This is a genomic window from Burkholderia sp. YHN3-13 (genome assembly GCF_055810675.1).
The window spans coordinates 751,538-770,543 of the sequence record NZ_JBVVNQ010000002.1 but is presented as its reverse complement, the minus strand read 5'-3'; the positions used below and the strand labels follow the sequence as shown (position 1 = coordinate 770,543).

The following is a 19,006-nucleotide window of genomic DNA, read 5'->3' as shown; positions in this document are numbered from 1 at the left end:
CTCTGGTGTACCGGTTGTCACGCCAGTGGCATCGCCGGGTAGCTATGTTCGGAAGAGATAACCGCTGAAAGCATCTAAGCGGGAAACTCGCCTTAAGATGAGATATCCCTGGGAACTAGATTCCCTTGAAGGGTCGTTCGAGACCAGGACGTTGATAGGTCAGGTGTGTAAGCGCAGTAATGCGTTCAGCTAACTGATACTAATTGCCCGTAAGGCTTGATCCTATAACAAGTCTGCCTTGTAGATCGGCGCCGTGTGAAAGCACTGGCTGCAAGATCCAGAGCGACATGTTGGATTCTCGTGTGTGATACACACAACCTAAATTACTGCTTCTTCCAAGATTGGTTGTGCTGCGAAGTCAGCACAACAACCCTCTTTGCCTGATGACCATAGCGAGTCGGTCCCACCCCTTCCCATCCCGAACAGGACCGTGAAACGACTCTACGCCGATGATAGTGCGGATTCCCGTGTGAAAGTAGGTAATCGTCAGGCTCCCTAAGCCAGGAACCCCCGCCCGAAAGGCGGGGGTTTTTGCATTTCAGCGACGGAAATGCACGTGCGCGGCCACGTGCAATGCGGCCGAAACCGAGACGGCCAATGATCTGGAATCTGGCATCTGCCGGCCTCGAGCAATCCGCCCGCCAGACACCTCTTGAATCCCCCCGGCACGTCCTTCTAGGGATCACGTCAATCCATCTTCAGTCAGCGCCCGGTCGATGTCGCTACACCAGGCGGCAATGTCTGATGGCCGATGATGGGCGAAATTCGTCGACAATAATCGACAAATACCGCTTCTGGTGAAAAAAGCCCCGCTTCATCTACCCACTTTCGACTCGCCCCGTCGAATTGATCGTGCGCGCCCGTCGGCGAATGCATCACGAACTCGTCATAAAAATCTATGCGCATAAAGTCCATTTTTGCGACATGCGTTGCAGAGCGGAGAGCAGGCCCTTCGGGGTAATATCGCCATTCGTCCCGATCGGCGGCGCTCGTTCGCATCCGCTGGCGATCGGGGTCTCCCGCATTCCGTTTCCTGCATCGTTCATGACTGACAGCCCTGCTCAAAGTGGTCGGACGACCGACTTCTTGCCGTATCTCGTGGCCGCAACGTTCTTCATGGAGTACCTCGATACGACCGTAATCGCGACCGCGCTGCCGCAGATGGCACGCTCGTTTGGCGTCGGGCCGAACGCGCTGAGCCTCGGGATGACGGCCTACATGCTGGCGCTGGCCGTATTCATCCCGATCAGCGGCTGGATCGCGGACCGCTATGGATCGCGCACGGTATTCGCGAGTGCGATCGTCGTCTTCACCGGTGCGTCCGTGCTGTGCGGGCTGTCCGACGGCGTCGGGACGTTCACGGCTGCGCGGTTGCTGCAGGGCGTCGGCGGGGCGATGATGGTCCCGGTCGGACGGATGATCGTCGTGCGCAGCACCGAGAAGGCCAAGCTGATGCGTGCGATCGCGACGATCACGTGGCCGGGCATCGTCGCGCCTGTGGTCGGGCCGCCGATCGGCGGCTTCATCACGACCTATGCGTCATGGCGCTGGATCTTCCTGCTGAACGTTCCGTTCGGCATTGCCGCGCTCGTCTGTACCTGGCTGATCGTCCGGAATACGCGGGCCGACGAACAACGGCCGCTCGACTGGGTTGGATTCGTGCTGGCCGGCGGCGCCTTGACTTGTCTGCTGATCGGCACCGAGGCGGCTGGGCAGCAGGATGTCGACTTCACGCGTGCGGGCGTCCTGGTGGGTGCAAGCGTGCTGTTCGGCCTGGCCGCATGGCTGCATGCACGACGTCACGCACATCCGCTGCTCGATTTCACGACGCTGAAGGTGCCGACATTCTCGGTGACGGTGATCAGCGGTTCGGTCACGCGGATGGCGATCAATGCCGTGCCGTACCTGCTGCCGCTGCTGTTCCAGATCGGCTTCGGGCTGTCGCCGTTCCAGTCCGGCCTGCTGCTGCTCGCGAGCGCGCTCGGCAATCTGGGCATGAAGGCGGGAACGTCGTGGATTCTCGACCGATACGGCTTCCGGCGCGTTGCACTCGTCGACGTGACGATCGTCGGCGTCTTCACGATCGCGTGCGGTTGGCTGACCGCGTCGACGCCGCTGGCGATCACGCTGCTCGTCGTATTCGTCTACGGGCTGACGCGGTCGATGCAGTTCACGACGCTCGCGACGCTTGCCTATGCGGATATCCCGGCTCATCAGACGAGCGCGGCCAGCACGCTGTGGAGCGCCGCGCAGCAGATGACGATCGGGATGGGGATCGCGTTCGGTGCGTTGTCGCTGCGGGTCGCGGCGTTGGCGCGCGGCGATGCGGCCGGCATGCATTACGTGCTCGACGACTTCCGCTGGGCATTCGTCGCGGCAGGCGTGCTCGCGCTGTTGACGTTGCCGGGCTATGCGCGGCTGGCCTCGGACGCAGGCGACCGGCTGCGGGCGAACGTGGCGCGAGGATAGGCCCGGACTTCAAGTCGCATTGCGTTGCGACAGGTGAGCATGCCGGTTCCCCGTCGTTCACCTCGAGTGCCGATTCGTCATGGCTGAGATGGCCTGACGGTTATCACAATCGATCGTCTGTCGCCGAGGGTGAGTGAGCGGACCGAGGAGCAATGCTGGATCGTGACGCGGGCGGCAGGGTAACGCGGATAGCCGGGTAACGCTGCACATCGCACGCATTTACGCCGCCGAAATGCAAAAGCCCGCGCCGGATCGGGCGGGGCCTGGCTTGGCGGCGCAGGGCAATGGCGCGCGGCGTGTCCGGTTTGAATCCTGTGTGTGACGATCGGCACGCTCTCATCAGCGTCATCCCGATTCTTGCTACTGCGCGTCGTGAAAGATGAGGCCCAACGTGTGACGGTGGCCGCTGCGAATCCGGCTCACGCCGTGGCGCAGGTTGACGCGATAGACGCCGCGCGTCCCCTGCACGGGCCGGCCATGCACGGCGAAAATCACCGCGTCGCCTTGCATCAACGGCACCACTTCCGCGCGTGATTGCATGCGCGGCCGCTGTTCCGTCAGCACGAATTCCCCACCCGTGAAATCGCGGCCCGGCGCCGACAGCAGGATCGCGACCTGCAGCGGAAACACGTGCTCGCCATAGAGATCCTGATGGAGACAGTTGTAGTCGTCGGGACCGTATTGCAGGATCAGCGGCGTCGGTCGCGTCTGTCCCGCCGAGTGGCAGCGATCGAGGAAGGTCGTAGAGTCTTTCGGATAGCGGACGTCGATCCCGAGTGCCTGGTTCCAGCGATTCGCGATCGGCGCGAGATGCGGGTAGAGCGTCGCGCGCAGCTCGGCGATGACCGCTGGCAGCGGATACGCAAAATACTTGTATTCGCCGCGACCGAACCCGTGCCGCGCCATCACCACGCGTGAACGATAAAGTGCATCCCGCGGATACAGCGCCGCGAGCGCATCGCACTCGTCCGTCGAAATCAGGCCCGGCACATGCGCGCATCCGTACCGATCGAGTTCGGCGCCGACAGTCGGCCAGTCGAGGGTGTCGACGCGTCGCGCGATGTCCGGCGATGCGATGGCAGGTTGCAGATCGGCGATGTTCACGGGCGTCCCTCGGTTCGTCAGCGATGTGGCGCCGGGTCGCGCGAAACGCCCGGAAGCATTGCGTGCATGGTTGCGGCCACGGAGAAAGTCGACGAACCCAGTCTAACGACGTTCGTGTGCGGATGCGCTCCAGATCTTGCGCTTCAATTCGGAACGAGGAGGGGACGGCATGGTGCGCGCACGGACATTCGAACGCTGCGGCGGATCGGTGCGGAGAGGCGCGGAGGCGAGCGGTGAATCTTCCATGACAGGCGGCCGGCTGATACCGGCCACCCGTCGCAACCCGAATCAAGCCAGCGACCGGAACAACCAGTAGAGCCCGCCGGCAAGCGCGATCGACGCCGGCAGCGTCAGCACCCACGCGAGCACGAGGCTGCGCACCGTGCTCCATTGCAGTCCGGAGCCGTTCGCCGCCATCGTGCCCGCGACACCCGACGACAATACGTGGGTCGTCGACACGGGCAGGCCGTACACGTCGGCGGCGCCGATCGTCAGCATCGCGACGAGTTCGGCCGATGCGCCCTGTCCATACGTCAGATGCTGCTTGCCGATTTTTTCGCCGACGGTCACGACGATCCGCTTCCAGCCGACCATCGTGCCGAGGCCCAGCGCGATCGCGACGGCGACCTTCACCCAGGTCGGGATGAACTTGGTCGCGTGGTCGAGCTGCTTGCGATAGTTGTCGATCGCGAGCTTGTCGTCGGCGGCGAACGCGGGCTGACCGGACTTCTCGATCAGGCGGATGGCTTCGGAGACGAGATACATCGTGTTGCGCACGTTGTCGACGTCGCGCTGCGGCACGGCCGCCATCGAGCCCGACGCGCCGACCGCGGTCGCGAGCGACGTCGACAGTTGCTGCACGGCCGGCAGCACGGCGGGCGTCAGTTCGCGATGCTGAACGTAGTGCTCGACGTCGGCGCGCGGGTTCGCGGACGGCGCGACGCCGTTCGTGTACTTGCCGAACGTCGCGGCCGCCTGGTTCGCGACCGCCACGAAGGTTTGCGATTCGGCCGGCGTGACGGCCTTGTTCAGCGCATACGCGGTCGGCACCGTGCCGATCAGGATCAGCATGATGAGGCCCATCCCTTTCTGTCCGTCGTTCGACCCGTGTGCGAACGATACGCCCGTGCAGGTCAGGATCAGCAGGCAGCGAATCCAGAACGGCGGCGGCTGATCCTTCGGCGGCTCCTTGTACAGCTCGGGAATCCGCACGAGCGCTTTCAGCACGAGCAGCAGCAGCGCCGCGCACAGGAAGCCGACGATCGGCGAGACCAGCAGCGACTTGCCGACGCCGAGCGCCTGACCCCAGTCGACGCCGCTCGTGCCGGACGGCCCGTGCATCAGCTGGTTCATCAGCCCGACGCCGATGATCGACCCGATCAGCGTATGCGAGCTCGACGAGGGCAACCCGAAATACCAGGTCGCGAGGTTCCACACGATCGCGGCGATCAGCAGCGCGAACACCATCGCGAAGCCCGCGCCGCTGCCGACCTGCAGGATCAGCTCGACGGGCAGCAACTGCAGGATCCCGAACGCGACGGCGCCGCTCGAGACCATCACGCCGAGGAAGTTCCACATGCCCGACCAGATCACCGCGACGTTCGGCGTCAGCGAATGCGTATAGATCACGGTGGCGACCGCATTCGCGGTGTCGTGGAAGCCGTTGACGAATTCGAAGCCGAGCGCGATCAGCAATGCCGCGCCGAGCAACAGGTACGGAAACAGCGAGCCTTCGCGGACCGGCGACAGATCGTCGAACAGGTGCGTGCCGATATAGAGGGCGCCGAGCACGAGCACCAGCAGGAACACGGCATAGCCGATCTGCCTGGTACGTTCGATGGAGCCGGCGTTGTTCGGGGCGGACGAAGCAGGTTGATTCATGACGGCATCTCGTGAGGGAACCGCGTCCGATCCTAGCGGTGACCAGCAGTCAGTTTGATGACAGTCGGGACCACGAACGGCGTGTCTTACGGGATGTAAGCTGATTGGCCGAATGCTCGGCGCTGCATCGCCCTGATCGCTCACATAGTGGGCGCAACGGTGGTTGACGCACCGGCATCGCGTCGGTCGTCATCCGGCGCGACCCATGACCAGCCGTCCGGCGAAGCGGCGAACGTCGTGCATGACAGCGGCGCGATGTCGAGACGCACGGCCGCCGCCGGATCCATCCGCAGCACATGCGCGAGGGCCGCGCGGACGAGCGGCGCGTGCGTGATCGCGATCACGTCGCGACCGGGCGGCAGCGCGTTCAACCATGTGCCGACCCGATGCGCGGCGGCTGCGAACGATTCGCCGCCGTGCGGCGAGGCGGACGGATCGCCGATCCACGCGGCAAGTTCGCCCGGCAGATCGCGTGCGAGGTCGCTCAGGCGCTTGCCGCGCCAGTTGCCGTAGTCGATGTCGCGCAGCGCGTCGTCGACGTCGGCGCGCAGCCCGAGCGCATGGGCGGTCTGCCGCGCACAGCATGCAGGGCTGCACAGCACGACGAGCGATCCGCCGGCGCGTGACCACCGGCCGCGCCACGCGGCAGCTTCGGCGAGCCCGCGCGCGTCGAGCGGATCGTCGTCGGGGAACGTGCCGGTGCGCATCGCCCGGGTCGATGCGTGTGCGATCAGGCGCAGCGAGGCATGCAGGGTCATGTCGATGGTCGGATGATCCGGAACGGGACGTGATTGTCACCGCGCGATCACTTCAATACGCGCCCGTTCGCGCGTACAATTCGCCCGATACGAAACGCGGAAGCCGGTGCAATTCCGGCGCGGTCGCGCCACTGTAACCGGAGAATCGACGATCCCGGAAGCCAGACCTGCCTTCGTACCCATCCATCATTTGTCGGGGCGCGATTCCCCTGAGGTGCATCCATGAGCGAAGCAGTGCTGAAGCCGGCGGTCGTGCCGGCCCCCATCCCCGTCCGTGAACTGTTGCCCTGGGCCGTATTCGTCGGCCTGATCCTGTTGCTCGCCCTGTATTTCGTCGGCGCGGAACAAGGCGCGACGTCGCTCGTGCCGGGCATGTATGTCCACGAGTTCGTCCACGACGGCCGCCATCTGCTCGGCTTTCCCTGCCACTGACGCGGAGCACACGATGGTCGGAAAGCTGCTCATGCGCGGGATGCTCGCAGGCATCGCCGCGGGCCTCATCACGTTCGGTTTCGCGAAAATCGTCGGCGAACCGCAAGTCGATCGGGCGATCTCCCTTGAAGAAAAACTCGATGCCGCCAAGGGCGACGAGCCCGGGCACGATCACGATCACGAGGTCGAACTGGTCAGCCGCCACACCCAGGCCGGCCTCGGCCTGCTGACGGGCGTCGTGACCTATGGCGCGGCTTTCGGCGGACTGTTCTCGCTGGTCTTTGCCTATGCGTACGGGCGCGGCGGCCGCCTGCCGGCACGGCAACTCGCCGCGTGGCTCGCGCTGGGGGCGTTCATCGCCCTCGTGATCGTGCCGAACATCAAGTACCCGGCCAATCCGCCGGCGGTCGGCGACCCCGATACGATCGGCCAGCGCACGGGCCTGTTCTTCCTGATGATCGCGATCTCGATCGCGACGATGGTGTTCTCGGTCGGCGTGCGCCGCCACCTGCTGGCGAAGCTCGGTCAATGGAACGCGTCAATCGTCGCGGGCCTCGTGTTCGTCGCGATCATCGCGGCCGTGCAGCTGGGGTTGCCGTCGTTCGACGAGGTACCGGCCGCATTCCCGGCTGCCTTGCTGTGGAAGTTCCGCGTCGCCGCGCTCGGGATGCAGGCGATCATGTGGACGACGATCGGCCTGCTGTTCGGCGCCTGGGTCGAACGCAGCGAACGCATCGCGATGCGCGCCACCTGACGCGCATGCCGGACGAGCGCGCCTAGCGCAGCATGCGCGGCGCGCTCCACGTCGATTCGCGCGCCAGCGCGACGAACGCGGCCAGATAGTCGATCGATGCATCCGCCTCGCGGATGCCGAGGAAGATCTGCTTCGCGATTCCCTTCTTGCCGAGCTTGACCGGCACGACCGGCATCCGGTCGGCGTACTCGTCGGCCAGCCATCTCGGCAGCGCGGCCACGCCGCGCCCGCTCGCCACCATCTGCAGCATGATGTCGGTCGTCTCGATCGACTTGTGCCGCCTCGGCACGATGCCGGCCGGCGTCAGGAACTGGTTGTAGATGTCGAGCCGGTCGGTTTCGACGGGGTACGTGATCAGGATCTCGTCGGTCAGCTGCTCGGGCGTGACGTAGTCGGCGTTCGCGAACCGGTGCGAGTCGGCGACCACCAGCACCTGCTCGTAATCGAACACGGGATCGAAGCGCAACCCCGGCTTGTTCAACGGGTCGGGTGTCACGAGCACGTCGACGTCATGGCCGAACAGCGCGCCGATGCCGCCGAACTGGAAGCGCTGCTTCACGTCCACGTCGACGTCGGGCCAGCGCGACAGGTACGGCGACACGACCTTCAGCAGCCACTGGTAGCACGGGTGGCATTCCATCCCGATGCGCAGCGTGCCGCGCTCGCCCTTCGCGTACTGCTTCATCCGCTCCTCGGCGAGTTCGAACTGCGGCAGCAGCCGGTTCGCCAGTTTCAGCAGGTAGTGCCCGCCCTGCGTGAGCCGCAGGCCGCGGCCTTCGCGGTCCCAGATCGGCGTGCCGAGCTGCTGCTCGATCTTCCGGACGGTATGGCTGAGCGCCGATTGCGTGAGGTGCAGCGCATTGGCGGCCGCGGTCAGCGAGCCCTGGCGCTCGACTTCACGAATGACGACGAGATGGAATCGTTCCAGCATGGATGGGGGTCACGCAATGAATGCATGAACAAATTTGATGGATGAATGAAATAATGCCATTTTATTTCATGTGTTGAAATCCCTATGATGACTGCCGGATCTTCAATTTTTCTCTGGACGGCAGCTTCATGGTCACGACACACAATCTCGGTTTCCCGCGCATCGGCGCGAAGCGCGAACTCAAGTTCGGTCTCGAGCGCTACTGGAAGGGCGAATCGTCGCGCGACGCGCTGAAGGCGCTCGGCGCCGAGCTGCGCCGGCGCCACTGGCACGACCAGCGCGACCTGGACCTGGCGCCCATCGGCGATTTCTCGTTCTACGACCAGGTGCTCGACATGAGCTTCACGCTCGGCAATCTGCCGAAGCGCGTGCAGGACTTCCACGGTGACGCGCTCGACAACGCCTTCCGCGTCGCGCGCGGCCGGTCGGCGCAATCGGCTGAAGAACACGCGGCGTGCTGCGGCGGCGTCGCGGCCGGTGAAATGACGAAGTGGTTCGATACGAACTACCACTACATCGTCCCGGAATTCCACGCCGACACGAACTTCTCGCTCGATCCGTCGCGCCTGCTGCGGCAACTGGCCGAGGCGACCGCGCAGGGCGTGAACGCGAAGCCGGTGATCCTCGGCCCCGTCACGTACCTGTGGCTCGGCAAGGCGAAGGACGATTCCGATCGCCTCGCGCTGCTGCCGAAGCTGCTGCCCGTGTACGGCGCGCTGCTCGACACGCTGACCGCGCAGGGCGTCGAATGGGTGCAGATCGACGAGCCGATTCTCGTGACCGAACTCGATGCCGAATGGCGCCAGGCCTTCCGCACCGTCTACGCGGTGCTGGAAACGCGCCGCATCAAGCTGCTGCTCGCGACGTACTTCGGCCAGCTTCAGGACAACCTGACGCTCGCGGCGTCGCTGCCGGTCGACGGCCTGCATGTCGACGCGATCAACGCCCGCGCCGAAATCGACGCGCTGGTTCGTGAGCTGCCGGCCGAACGCGTGCTGTCGGTGGGCGCGATCAACGGCCGCAACATCTGGAAGACGGACCTGAATGCGACGCTCGACTGGCTCGAGCCGCTCGCGAAGCAGCTCGGCGATCGCCTGTGGCTCGCGCCGTCGTGCTCGCTGCTGCACGTGCCGGTCGATCTGGCGAGCGAGGACAAGCTCGATGCGGAAATCCGTTCGTGGCTCGCGTTCGCGCTGCAGAAGCTCGATGAGCTGAAGGTGCTCGCGACCGCGCTGAACGAGGGCCGCGACAAGGTGGCCGGGGCGCTCGCCGCGAACGCCGCCGCGATCGCTTCGCGCCGCCGCTCGCCGCGTGTGAACAACCCGGCGGTGAAGGCCGCGATCGCGCGTATCGATGCGCAGCTCGGCAACCGCGCGAGCCCGTATCCGCAGCGTGCGTCGAAGCAGTCGGCGCGCCTGAACCTGCCGGCCTTCCCGACGACGACGATCGGTTCGTTCCCGCAGACCGCCGAAATCCGCCACGCGCGCAGCCGGTTCAAGGCCGGCGCGCTGGACGAAGCCGGCTACCGCACGGCGATGCAGGCCGAGATCGAACGCAGCGTCCGCGAACAGGAATCGCTCGAACTCGACGTGCTCGTGCACGGCGAAGCCGAACGCAACGACATGGTCGAATACTTCGGCGAGCAGCTCGACGGTTATGCATTCAGCCAGTTCGGCTGGGTGCAGTCGTACGGGTCGCGCTGCGTGAAGCCGCCGATTCTGTTCGGCGACATCAGCCGCCCGAAGGCGATGACGGTCGAATGGATCACGTACGCGCAGTCGCTGACGGACAAGCCGATGAAGGGCATGCTGACCGGCCCCGTGACGATCCTCAACTGGTCGTTCGTGCGCGACGACCAGCCGCGCTCGGTGTCGTGCTACCAGCTCGCGCTCGCGATCCGCGCAGAAGTGCTCGATCTCGAGAAGGCCGGCGTGCGCGTGATCCAGATCGACGAGGCCGCGCTGCGCGAAGGGCTGCCGCTGCGCCGCGCGCAGTGGGGCGAATACCTGAAGTGGGCGGTCGAGTCGTTCCGCATCACCGCGAACGGCGTGCGGGACGATACGCAGATCCACACGCACATGTGCTATTCGGAGTTCAACGACATCATCGCGTCGATCGCCGACATGGATGCGGACGTGATCACGATCGAGACGTCGCGCTCGGACATGGAGCTGCTCGACGCGTTCGACGATTTCAGGTATCCGAACGAAATCGGGCCGGGCGTGTACGACATCCATTCGCCGAACATCCCGACGCAGGATCATATCGTCGGGTTGATGAAGAAGGCGGCCGAACGGATTCCGGCGGAACGCCTGTGGGTGAACCCGGATTGCGGGCTGAAAACGCGGCAGTGGGCGGAGGTGATTCCGGCGCTGACGAACATGGTCGCCGCCGCGAAGACGTTGCGCGCCCAGGCGCGGTAACGTAGCGCATGCTGCGCGCTTGCCGCCGGGATCGATGACCCGGCAGGCAACCTGCGCGCCGCGATGCGCCGCGCGCGCCGTCACGCGTGTTCGTGACGGGGCGTGTCGGCGAGCGTTTCGGGAGACCGTGCGTCGGCGATCACGCGTCGTTCGCGTTCGAGATCGAGCGAACGCGACAGCACCGCATACACGGCACCCGCGACGGCCAGCCCGACGAGCCATGCGATATCGACGCCACCCAGCATGCGTGCGAACGGGCCGACGAAGACCTCGCGGTTCGCTTCGGCATCGAAGATGGAGAAGAACGGCACCATCGCGGCGAAGCCGGCCAGGTACGCGACGATGCCGCGCGGCTGCCACGCGCCGTAGAGTCCGTCCGGCGTGAAGAAGTGCGCGATCGCGTAGCGGCCGCGCCGCACGAAGAAGTAATCGACGAGGTTCACCGCGGTCCACGGCACGAGGAAGTAGAGCATCAGCGTCAGGAACGTCTGCAGCAGTGCGATGCCGTTGCCGCGGATCGCGAACACGCAGGCGAGCACGAACGTGCTGATCGCGACGATCGACGCGACGCGCGCGCGGCGTGTCGGCCGGATCGGCACGATCGAATCGGCGGCGGTCAGGACGGTCAGCATCGCGCTGTATGCATTGAGCGCGATGATCGGCAGGAAGCCGACCAGCGACACGATCGCGATCAGCTTGCCGAGGCCCGGCACCAGCGACGAGCCGACGTCGTTCATCGCGACCAGCGCATCGGCCGCGTGCAGCTTCTGCGCGAGCCATGCGCCGAGGCCGATCATCCAGGTGCCCGACAGCGACGCGCCGGCGAAGATCACGGCGATCAGCTTCGCGCGGCTCGTGTGCTTCGGCAGATAGCGCGAATAGTCCGACACGTACGGCGCATAGGAGATGTTGTAGCTCGCGGCAATCGCGAACTGCGTCGCGAAGGCGATCCCGTTGAAGCCCGGCGCGGCCGGCGCAACGGCGGCATGGGGCGGCGCCGCATGGCCGAACACGAGCGCGAGCGTGACGAGCGCATAAAGCGGCAGCGTCGCGATCAGCGCCCACGTGAAGGTCCGGTGCATCAGGTCGTGGCCGTAGATCGCGAGCAGTGCGCCGGTTGCCACGGCCGCGACGGCGACGAAGCCGCCGTCGATTCCGAATACGCTGTGCACGCCGTCGACCATCAGCGATACGTTGACGACATTGAAGCCGACGAACACGAACAGCGTCGCGAGCAGCGCGACGATCACGCCGCGATAGCCGAATTGCGCGCGCGACTGGATCATCTGCGGCAGGCCCATCTCCGGCCCCTGCGAGCCGTGGAACGCCATGAAGATTGTGCCGAACATGATGCCGAGCGCGCCCGCAAGCGTCGTCCAGCCCGCCGACAGGCCCATGCCCGGCCCGACGAAGCCGATCGAGATCGTGAAGAAATGGAAGTTGCCGAGAAACCAGAACGGGCCCTGGCTGGCGAGCTTCGCATGGCGTTCGTGTTCGGGGATGTAGTCGATCGAATGGTGCTCGATCGTGAGGCCGGCCGGTTCGGCGCGGCCGACGTCGAGGGTGTCGGGGCGGTTCATGACGGCAATGTCTCCAGGGTCGCGCGGTCGTTCGATGCGACCGCGTGCGCGTGCCTGCCGCGACGCCGTTGCGGCAGGCAATCAAGGGCGGGGAAAGCAGCGGGCGGTGCGACGCGCCGCCCGATGAAAAACGGGCAGGCGAAGCGCCTGCCCGTCGTGCGGACGCTACGCGGTGCGCACGCCGCGCGGCAGCGCCGCGTTCGTCTTGCCGGGCGCGCCGACATCGTCGATGCCGACGCGGCGCGAGATCAGCCACACGCACAGCGACGACAGCACGGCCGCACCCGTGTACTGGAGCGCCAGCGGCCACCATTGCGGCGCGGTGTTCTGCGCAATGATGGTCGCCACGAGCGGCGTGAGGCCGCCGGCGAGCGCGCCGCACACCTGGTACGCGATCGAGATCGCCGTGTAGCGGATCCGCGCGACGAAGATGCCGCTGACGAAGCCCGCGACGACCGCGTAGTAGCCCGATTCCGCCAGCGTCGCGAGGCCGACGCCGACCGTGATCGACAGCGGCGTGCCCATGTGCACGAGCGGCAGCATCACGAACGGGACGAGCGCGGCCCATGCGCCGGTGATCAGCAGCACGCGCGTGGTGCCGAAGCGTTGCGCGAGGAATGCGGCGGCGAGCTGCACGACGAACTGCAGCACCGCGACGATCGTCATGCAATGCAGCACCATCGACCGGTCGAGCGACAGGAACTGCGTCGCATAGCTGATCATGAAGATGTTGCTGAAATACACGCCGGCGATGCCGTATACGTTCGCACCGATCGCGAGCAGCAGCAACGGCCAGTACTTGAGCGCCTCGCGCAGCGGTTGTTGCGCGATGTTGCCGCTCTTCCTGACCTCCTCGAACTCGGGCGACTCGGACACGCTCGCGCGGATCACGAAGCCGACGATCAGCAGAACGGAACTTGCGAGGAACGGCACGCGCCAGCCCCAGCTCATCATGTCGTCCTTCGACAGCGTGCTGATCGCGCCGAACGCGAGCATCGACAGGATCAGGCCGCTGGCGCTGCCGAGCTGCGCGAACGACGCGAAGAACGTGCGCTTGCCTTCGGGCGCATGCTCGCCGGCGAGCAGCACCGCGCCGCCCCATTCGCCGCCGACCGCGATGCCTTGCAGCACGCGCATCAGCACGAGCAGGATCGGCGCGATCACGCCGGCTTGCGCGTGGGTCGGCAGCAGGCCGATCGCGACAGTCGACACGGCCATCAGCATCAGCGTCGCAAGCAGCGAGCGCTTGCGGCCGAAGCGGTCGCCGAGATAGCCGAACATCACGCCGCCGAGCGGCCGTGCGAAGAAACCGACCGCGAACGAGCCGAACGACGCGAGCAGGCTGATGAAGCGGTTTTCGCCGGGAAAGAACAGCGGCCCGAACACGATGGCGGCGGCGGTCGCGTAGCTATAGAAGTCGTACCACTCGATCGTGGTGCCGACGAACGAAGCGAGCGCCGCCCGCTTCGGTTGCTTGACGGAAGTCCCCATCTTTATATGTGCTCCTCTGGAATCCTCTGATTTGGAATAGGGGGGGCGGGATCAGTCCCGGTACGCGACGCCCGGCAGCACGCACAGCAGCTCGTACGCGAGGTTCGCGCCGAGCAGCGCCGTGGTGCCGAACGGGTCGTACGGCGGCGCGACTTCGACGAGGTCGCAGCCGACGATGTTCAGCCCCTTCGCGCCGCGGATGATCTCGAGCGCCTGCGGCACCGTGAGGCCGGCGATTTCCGGCGTGCCGGTGCCCGGTGCGTAGGCCGGGTCGATGCCGTCGATGTCGAAGCTGATGTAGACGGGCGTGTCGCCGACGCGTGCGCGCACTTCTTCCATCAGCGGCGCAAGCGACTTGTTCCAGCATGCCTCGGCCTGGACGACGCGGAAACCCTGCTCGCGGCACCAGTCGAAATCCTCGGCCGCGTAGCCGGTGCCGCGCAGGCCGATCTGCGTGACCTTGTCGCCGTGCAGCAGGCCTTCCTCGACCGCGCGGCGGAACGGGGTGCCGTGCGCGATCTTTTCGCCCATCATCGTGTCGTTCACGTCGGCGTGTGCATCGACGTGGATCAATGCAACCTTGCCGTGCTTGCGGTGGATCGCGCGCAGGATCGGCAGCGCGATCGTGTGGTCGCCGCCGAGCGTGATCGGCTTGCAGTCGTGCTCGAGGATCGCGTCGTACGCGGCTTCGATGCGCGCGATCGAATCGTGCAGGTTGTACGGGTTGATCGCGACGTCGCCGATATCGGCCACCTGCAGCGAATCGAACGGCGCGGCGCGCGTGGCCATGTTGTACGGGCGCAGCAGCACGGATTCGGTGCGGATCTGGCGCGGGCCGAAGCGTGCGCCGGTGCGGTTGGACGTGCCGAGATCGAACGGCACGCCGACGAAACAGGCGTCGAGGCCTTCGGCGCTCGCCACGTGCGGCAGGCGCATCATCGTCGCGATACCGCCGCAGCGCGGCATTTCATTGCCGCCGAGCGGCTGGAAATGGGGGTGGTCGTTCATGGCTGTCTCTTCCGGTGTGGGGTTGCCGTATCATGCGACGCGGCCTGGCGCACAGTTTTACGCGCTCCGCCGGGAAAGAAGAATGCGAAGATATCGACGTAAACATCGATTTTCATCGATGTATGGAAGGGGATGAACGTGCTGGGGAATCTGTCGACCCTCGATCTACGGTTGATCCGCGTGTTTCTCGCGGTCACGGACGCGGGCGGCGTATCGGCCGCGCAGGCCGTGCTGAACGTCGGGCAGTCGACGATCAGCGCGCAGCTGTCGTCGCTCGAGACGCGGCTCGGCTACCGGCTCTGCGAGCGCGGCCGTAGCGGCTTCCGCCTCACGCCGAAGGGCGAGCGGTTCCACGCGATGAGCCGCAAGCTGCTCGCGGCGCTCGACGAATTCGGGATGGCCGCGCGGCACATGGACCGCCAGCTGGTCGGCACGCTGAACATCGGCCTGATCGGCCATACGCCGGTGAGCCAGAATGCGCGGATCGCGGAGGCGATCGCCGCGTTCCGCACGCGCGACGAAGCCGTGCGTTTCTCGATTTCGGTGCGCGCGCCGGGCGATCTCGAGGAGAAGCTGCTGAGCGACGAGATCCAGATCGCGGTCGGCTACTTCTGGCACCGCGTGCCGTCGCTGCACTACACGCCGCTGTTCATCGAGCGCCAGGTCGCCTATTGCGGGCGCGGTCATCCGCTGTTCGACGGGGCCGGCATGCTGACGCCGGCCGACGTCGCGGGCTTCGAATGGGCGTGGCGCTCGTATCCGCTGCCGGAGGCGCAGTTGTCGACCACGCCCGACCGCGTGACCGCGACGGCCGACAACATGGAAGCCGTCGCGCTGCTGATCCTGTCCGGCCACCACCTCGGCTACCTGCCGCAACACTTCGCGGCGCCGTACGTCGCGCAGGGGCTGCTTGCCCCGCTCAATCCGGAGGCGTTGCGCTACGACGTGACGTTCCACATGGTCGTCGCGCGCAACGGGCGCGGGAATCCGCTGGTCGAGGCGTTTCTCGAGGATCTCGAACGCGCGCATCAGGCGCCCGACGCGGCATGACGCCGCGGGCGCCAACCATGTGAACCAGCGTTACGCCGGGGCGGCTGGCGCAGCCGCGCCTCACGGTACCGGCAAGCCCGCGTCGTGCTTCACCTCGCGTAGCGACAGCGCCGACTCGATCGAGGTCACGCCCGGCAGCATCCGCAGCGAGTCGCGCAGGAACGTGCCGTAGTCGTCGAGGTCGCGCGCGACCACCTGCAGCAGGTAGTCGGCCGTGCCTGCGACGTTGTGGCACGCGAGGATCCGCTCGATGCCGAGCACTTCCCGTTCGAACCGGTCGGCGACCTTGCGGTCGTGCGTCGCGAACCGCACGAGCACGAACGCGACGACGCCGAAGCCGAGCGCCTGCCGCGACAGCTGCGCGCGGTAGCGCTCGATGTAGCCGTCGCTTTCGAGCCGCTTGAGGCGCCGCGCGCAGGGCGTCTCGGACAGGCCGACGGATTCGGCGAGGCGGGCGATCGGCATGCGGCCGTCGCGCTGCACCGCGGCGAGGATGGCGCGGTCGGTTTTGTCGAGCTCGGTCATGTTGGCGGAATCCTTGTATCGATTTCGTGATTGTGGCGGATTCCCCTAAGGATTGCCAATCCAGAGCCAAAGATGGCCAATAATCCCTCCTTCTTCAGCGGCAACATATCGTCATTGAAGGACGGGGCAGACCATGATTTCCACGCATTTGCTGTTGATTTATCTCGCCGCGCTGGCCGCCATTTATGCGGTGCCGGGGCCGGACATGGCGCTCGTGCTGCAGACCAGCATCGGCCGTGGCGTGCGGCCCGGGATGGCGGCGGCAGCCGGGCTGTCGCTCGCGCGCACCGCACACGTGACGCTGTCGGCCTGCGGCGTCGCGGCGCTGATCCGCGGCGCACCGTGGCTGTACGAGGTGATCCGCTATGGCGGCGCGTTGTATCTCGCGTATGTGGCGATCCAGGTGTTCCGCTCGCCGGTGTTCGCGCTCGGCGACGGCGATGCGGCGACGGCCGGCGAGCTGCGGCAGTCATTCGTGAAGGGGCTGCTGACGAACCTGCTGAACCCGAAGGCGCTGCTGTTCTGCTCGGTGCTGCTGCCGCAGTTCGTGCGACCCGAGGCCGGGCCGGTCGTCTGGCAGATGTTCGAGCTCGGCGCGCTGCTGGTCGCGGCCGGCGTGTGCTTCGATCTCGCGTGCGTGTTCGGCGCGTCGCGCATCGCGGCGTGGATGCGTGCGCATCCGCTCGCACAGACCGTGCAGCGCTGGACGTTTTCGGCGGCACTGATCGGATTCGCGCTGCGCCTTTCAATGGACTGAACGAGGCCCCGCGCCGTTGCCGCGCAGCCCGACTGGCCGCGCGCAATGCCGGCCTTCGCGCGCGTGCCTTGCTGCAGAAGGGGGGACGCGCAAATCGTCTGACTGTTCTAAACTTCCTCTAACTTCGCGCAAGCGAATCGACTGACCGAACGGAACCGACTTCCGCCGGCTGTGTCCGATTTCCTGGCTGTTCCGTGCAACGCGGTACCAAGGAGGGTCTGAACATGGCAAGGCATCTTCACGCCGACCGTGAACCCCGAATCGTCGCCGAGTCCAAATGTCTCGGCGCGTGCGATCCGGCAGAACGCATCCACGTCACGATCATGTTGCGGCGGCAGGAAGAAGGGCAACTCGATACGTTGGTCCACCAGCTCGCCACCGGCGACGCACAGGCGAAGCCGCTGTCGCGCGAAGCGTTCGCGCAGCGTTTCTCCGCCAATCCCGACGACATTCGCAAGACCGAGGATTTCGCGCATCGTCATCAGCTGACGGTCGATCGCGTCGATCCGGTCGAGAGCGTCGTCGTGCTGTCCGGGACGATCGCACAGTTCGAAACCGCATTCGGCGTGAAGCTCGAACGATTCGAGCATCGGTCGATCGGCCAGTATCGCGGCCGCTCGGGCCCGATCGCGCTACCCGACGATCTCGGCGACGCCGTCACGGCCGTGCTCGGCCTCGACAGCCGCCCGCAGGCGCGGCCGCATTTCCGGTTTCGTCCGCCGTTCAAGCCTGCGCGCGGTGCCGCGGGCGTGACGTTTACGCCGGTCCAGCTGGCGTCGCTGTACGATTTTCCGGCCGGTGACGGCGCCGGCCAATGTATCGCGATCATCGAACTCGGCGGCGGCTATCGCGCGGCCGACATCCAGCAATATTTCCACGGGCTCGGGCTCAAGACGCCGCCGACGCTCGTCGACGTGAACGTCGGCGCCGGCCGCAATGCGCCGACCGGCGACCCGAACGGCCCGGACGGCGAAGTCGCGCTCGACATCGAGATCGCCGGCGCGATCGCGCCCGCCGCGACACTCGCCATCTACTTCGCGCCGAACAGCGACGCGGGTTTCATCCAGGCCGTGAACGCGGCCGTGACCGACAAGACCAACCAACCTTCCGTGATCTCGATCAGCTGGGGAGGCCCGGAAGCCATCTGGCAGGCGCAGTCGGCGCAGGCGTTCAACCGCGTGCTGCAGGCGGCCGCCGCGCAGGGCATTACCGTGTGCGCGGCGTCGGGCGACAGCGGCTCGGGCGACGGGCTGCAGGACGGCACCGATCACGTCGATTTCCCCGCGTCGAGCCCGTACGTGCTCGGCTGCGGTGGCACGCAGCTCGATGCGCTGCCGGGGCAGGGCATCCGCAGCGAGGTCACGTGGAACGACGAGGCGGCCGGCGGCGGCGCGGGCGGCGGCGGCGTCAGCACGCTGTTCGACGTGCCGGCGTGGCAGCAGGGGCTTGCCGTGACGCTCGCCGACGGCAGCCGCACGCCGCTCGCGAAACGCGGCGTGCCCGACGTAGCCGGCGATGCGTCGCCGCAGACGGGCTACGAGGTATCGGTCGCGGGCACCGCCGCGGTGATGGGCGGCACGAGCGCGGTCGCACCGCTGTGGGCCGCGCTGATCGCACGGATCAATGCGGCGGCCGGCGCGTCGGCCGGCTGGGTCAATCCGGTGCTGTACAAGCATCCGGGCGCGCTGCGCGACATCACGAAAGGATCGAACGGCACCTATGCGGCCGCTTCGGGCTGGGACGCGTGCACGGGGCTCGGCAGCCCGAACGGCGCGCAGCTCGCCGCGATCCTCGCGCGCAAGCCGTCGAGCTGACGCGCGGGCCCACGCCTTTCCGTTCGACG

16 protein-coding genes, 2 rRNA genes and 1 riboswitch are annotated in these 19,006 nt (G+C 66.3%); of the genes, 9 read left to right on the top strand and 9 right to left on the bottom strand.

The annotated features are described in order from the left end of the window. Both AC0KUR_RS08280 and rrf read left to right on the top strand, forming a co-directional pair. Positions 1-224 (top strand): 23S ribosomal RNA (locus tag AC0KUR_RS08280); the annotation flags it as partial. Between the two features lie 155 nt (positions 225-379). Beyond that, a 5S ribosomal RNA gene (gene rrf / locus AC0KUR_RS08275) occupies positions 380-492 on the top strand. Positions 493-702: 210 nt separating this feature from the next. On the opposite strand, the gene AC0KUR_RS08270 is transcribed toward rrf, so the two are convergent. Then, positions 703-999 (bottom strand): hypothetical protein, encoded by a 297-nt coding sequence (locus AC0KUR_RS08270; protein WP_154233800.1) that lies wholly within the window; start codon positions 997-999, stop codon positions 703-705. 45 nt (positions 1,000-1,044) lie between these two features. Between AC0KUR_RS08270 and AC0KUR_RS08265 the strand changes: the two genes are divergently transcribed. Next, positions 1,045-2,469: a DHA2 family efflux MFS transporter permease subunit gene (locus AC0KUR_RS08265; RefSeq protein WP_473375671.1), complete on the top strand. Its 1,425-nt coding sequence runs from the start codon at positions 1,045-1,047 to the stop codon at positions 2,467-2,469. A 360-nt stretch (positions 2,470-2,829) separates the two neighbouring features. On the opposite strand, the gene AC0KUR_RS08260 is transcribed toward AC0KUR_RS08265, so the two are convergent. The 3 genes from AC0KUR_RS08260 to AC0KUR_RS08250 all read right to left on the bottom strand — a co-directional run bounded on the left by AC0KUR_RS08260 (position 2,830) and on the right by AC0KUR_RS08250 (position 6,212). Continuing rightward, on the bottom strand, positions 2,830-3,573 hold the full coding sequence (locus AC0KUR_RS08260) for a 2OG-Fe(II) oxygenase (protein ID WP_034190628.1): 744 nt from the start codon (positions 3,571-3,573) through the stop codon (positions 2,830-2,832). Positions 3,574-3,861: 288 nt separating this feature from the next. Continuing rightward, positions 3,862-5,454, bottom strand: a complete 1,593-nt coding sequence (locus tag AC0KUR_RS08255) for an inorganic phosphate transporter (protein ID WP_034190627.1) — start codon at positions 5,452-5,454, stop codon at positions 3,862-3,864. 140 nt (positions 5,455-5,594) lie between these two features. Then, the gene (locus tag AC0KUR_RS08250; RefSeq protein ID WP_069706727.1) at positions 5,595-6,212 is read right to left on the bottom strand and encodes a histidine phosphatase family protein; all 618 of its coding nucleotides are present in this window, start codon (positions 6,210-6,212) and stop codon (positions 5,595-5,597) included. 50 nt (positions 6,213-6,262) lie between these two features. Beyond that, positions 6,263-6,401: riboswitch (cobalamin riboswitch) on the top strand. Between the two features lie 33 nt (positions 6,402-6,434). On the opposite strand from AC0KUR_RS08250, the gene AC0KUR_RS08245 reads away from it, so the two are divergent. Together AC0KUR_RS08245 and AC0KUR_RS08240 are read left to right on the top strand one after the other, a co-directional pair. Beyond that, positions 6,435-6,644 carry a CbtB domain-containing protein gene (locus AC0KUR_RS08245; protein WP_006488502.1) on the top strand — a complete coding sequence of 70 codons (210 nt, stop codon included), beginning with the start codon at positions 6,435-6,437 and terminating at the stop codon, positions 6,642-6,644. Between the two features lie 13 nt (positions 6,645-6,657). Further along, the gene (locus AC0KUR_RS08240) at positions 6,658-7,398 is read left to right on the top strand and encodes a CbtA family protein (RefSeq protein ID WP_473375670.1); all 741 of its coding nucleotides are present in this window, start codon (positions 6,658-6,660) and stop codon (positions 7,396-7,398) included. A gap of 22 nt (positions 7,399-7,420) precedes the next feature. On the opposite strand, the gene AC0KUR_RS08235 is transcribed toward AC0KUR_RS08240, so the two are convergent. Further along, the gene (locus AC0KUR_RS08235; protein WP_034190624.1) at positions 7,421-8,329 is read right to left on the bottom strand and encodes a LysR family transcriptional regulator; all 909 of its coding nucleotides are present in this window, start codon (positions 8,327-8,329) and stop codon (positions 7,421-7,423) included. Between the two features lie 128 nt (positions 8,330-8,457). Between AC0KUR_RS08235 and metE the strand changes: the two genes are divergently transcribed. Then, on the top strand, positions 8,458-10,752 hold the full coding sequence (gene metE, locus AC0KUR_RS08230) for a 5-methyltetrahydropteroyltriglutamate--homocysteine S-methyltransferase (protein WP_473375669.1): 2,295 nt from the start codon (positions 8,458-8,460) through the stop codon (positions 10,750-10,752). 80 nt (positions 10,753-10,832) lie between these two features. Here the strand turns inward: metE and AC0KUR_RS08225 are convergent, their stop codons facing one another. The 3 genes from AC0KUR_RS08225 to speB form a co-directional block, all read right to left on the bottom strand. Then, complete coding sequence (locus tag AC0KUR_RS08225; protein ID WP_069706724.1) at positions 10,833-12,332, bottom strand: purine-cytosine permease family protein; 1,500 nt, start codon at positions 12,330-12,332, stop codon at positions 10,833-10,835. A gap of 165 nt (positions 12,333-12,497) precedes the next feature. Then, positions 12,498-13,823, bottom strand: coding sequence for an MFS transporter (locus AC0KUR_RS08220; RefSeq protein WP_473375668.1), 1,326 nt, complete (start codon positions 13,821-13,823; stop codon positions 12,498-12,500). Positions 13,824-13,874: 51 nt separating this feature from the next. Continuing rightward, entirely contained in the window at positions 13,875-14,831 is a 957-nt protein-coding gene (gene speB / locus AC0KUR_RS08215) for an agmatinase (RefSeq protein WP_059557429.1), read from the bottom strand. A gap of 138 nt (positions 14,832-14,969) precedes the next feature. Between speB and AC0KUR_RS08210 the strand changes: the two genes are divergently transcribed. After that, positions 14,970-15,881, top strand: a complete 912-nt coding sequence (locus AC0KUR_RS08210; protein ID WP_034190634.1) for a LysR family transcriptional regulator — start codon at positions 14,970-14,972, stop codon at positions 15,879-15,881. Positions 15,882-15,941: 60 nt separating this feature from the next. On the opposite strand, the gene AC0KUR_RS08205 is transcribed toward AC0KUR_RS08210, so the two are convergent. Continuing rightward, positions 15,942-16,406: an Lrp/AsnC family transcriptional regulator gene (locus AC0KUR_RS08205; protein WP_034180918.1), complete on the bottom strand. Its 465-nt coding sequence runs from the start codon at positions 16,404-16,406 to the stop codon at positions 15,942-15,944. Positions 16,407-16,539: 133 nt separating this feature from the next. Between AC0KUR_RS08205 and AC0KUR_RS08200 the strand changes: the two genes are divergently transcribed. Then, positions 16,540-17,163, top strand: a complete 624-nt coding sequence (locus tag AC0KUR_RS08200) for a LysE family translocator (RefSeq protein ID WP_049029964.1) — start codon at positions 16,540-16,542, stop codon at positions 17,161-17,163. A 224-nt stretch (positions 17,164-17,387) separates the two neighbouring features. Continuing rightward, positions 17,388-18,977: a S53 family peptidase gene (locus AC0KUR_RS08195; RefSeq protein ID WP_124671070.1), complete on the top strand. Its 1,590-nt coding sequence runs from the start codon at positions 17,388-17,390 to the stop codon at positions 18,975-18,977. Positions 18,978-19,006 lie beyond the last annotated feature (29 nt).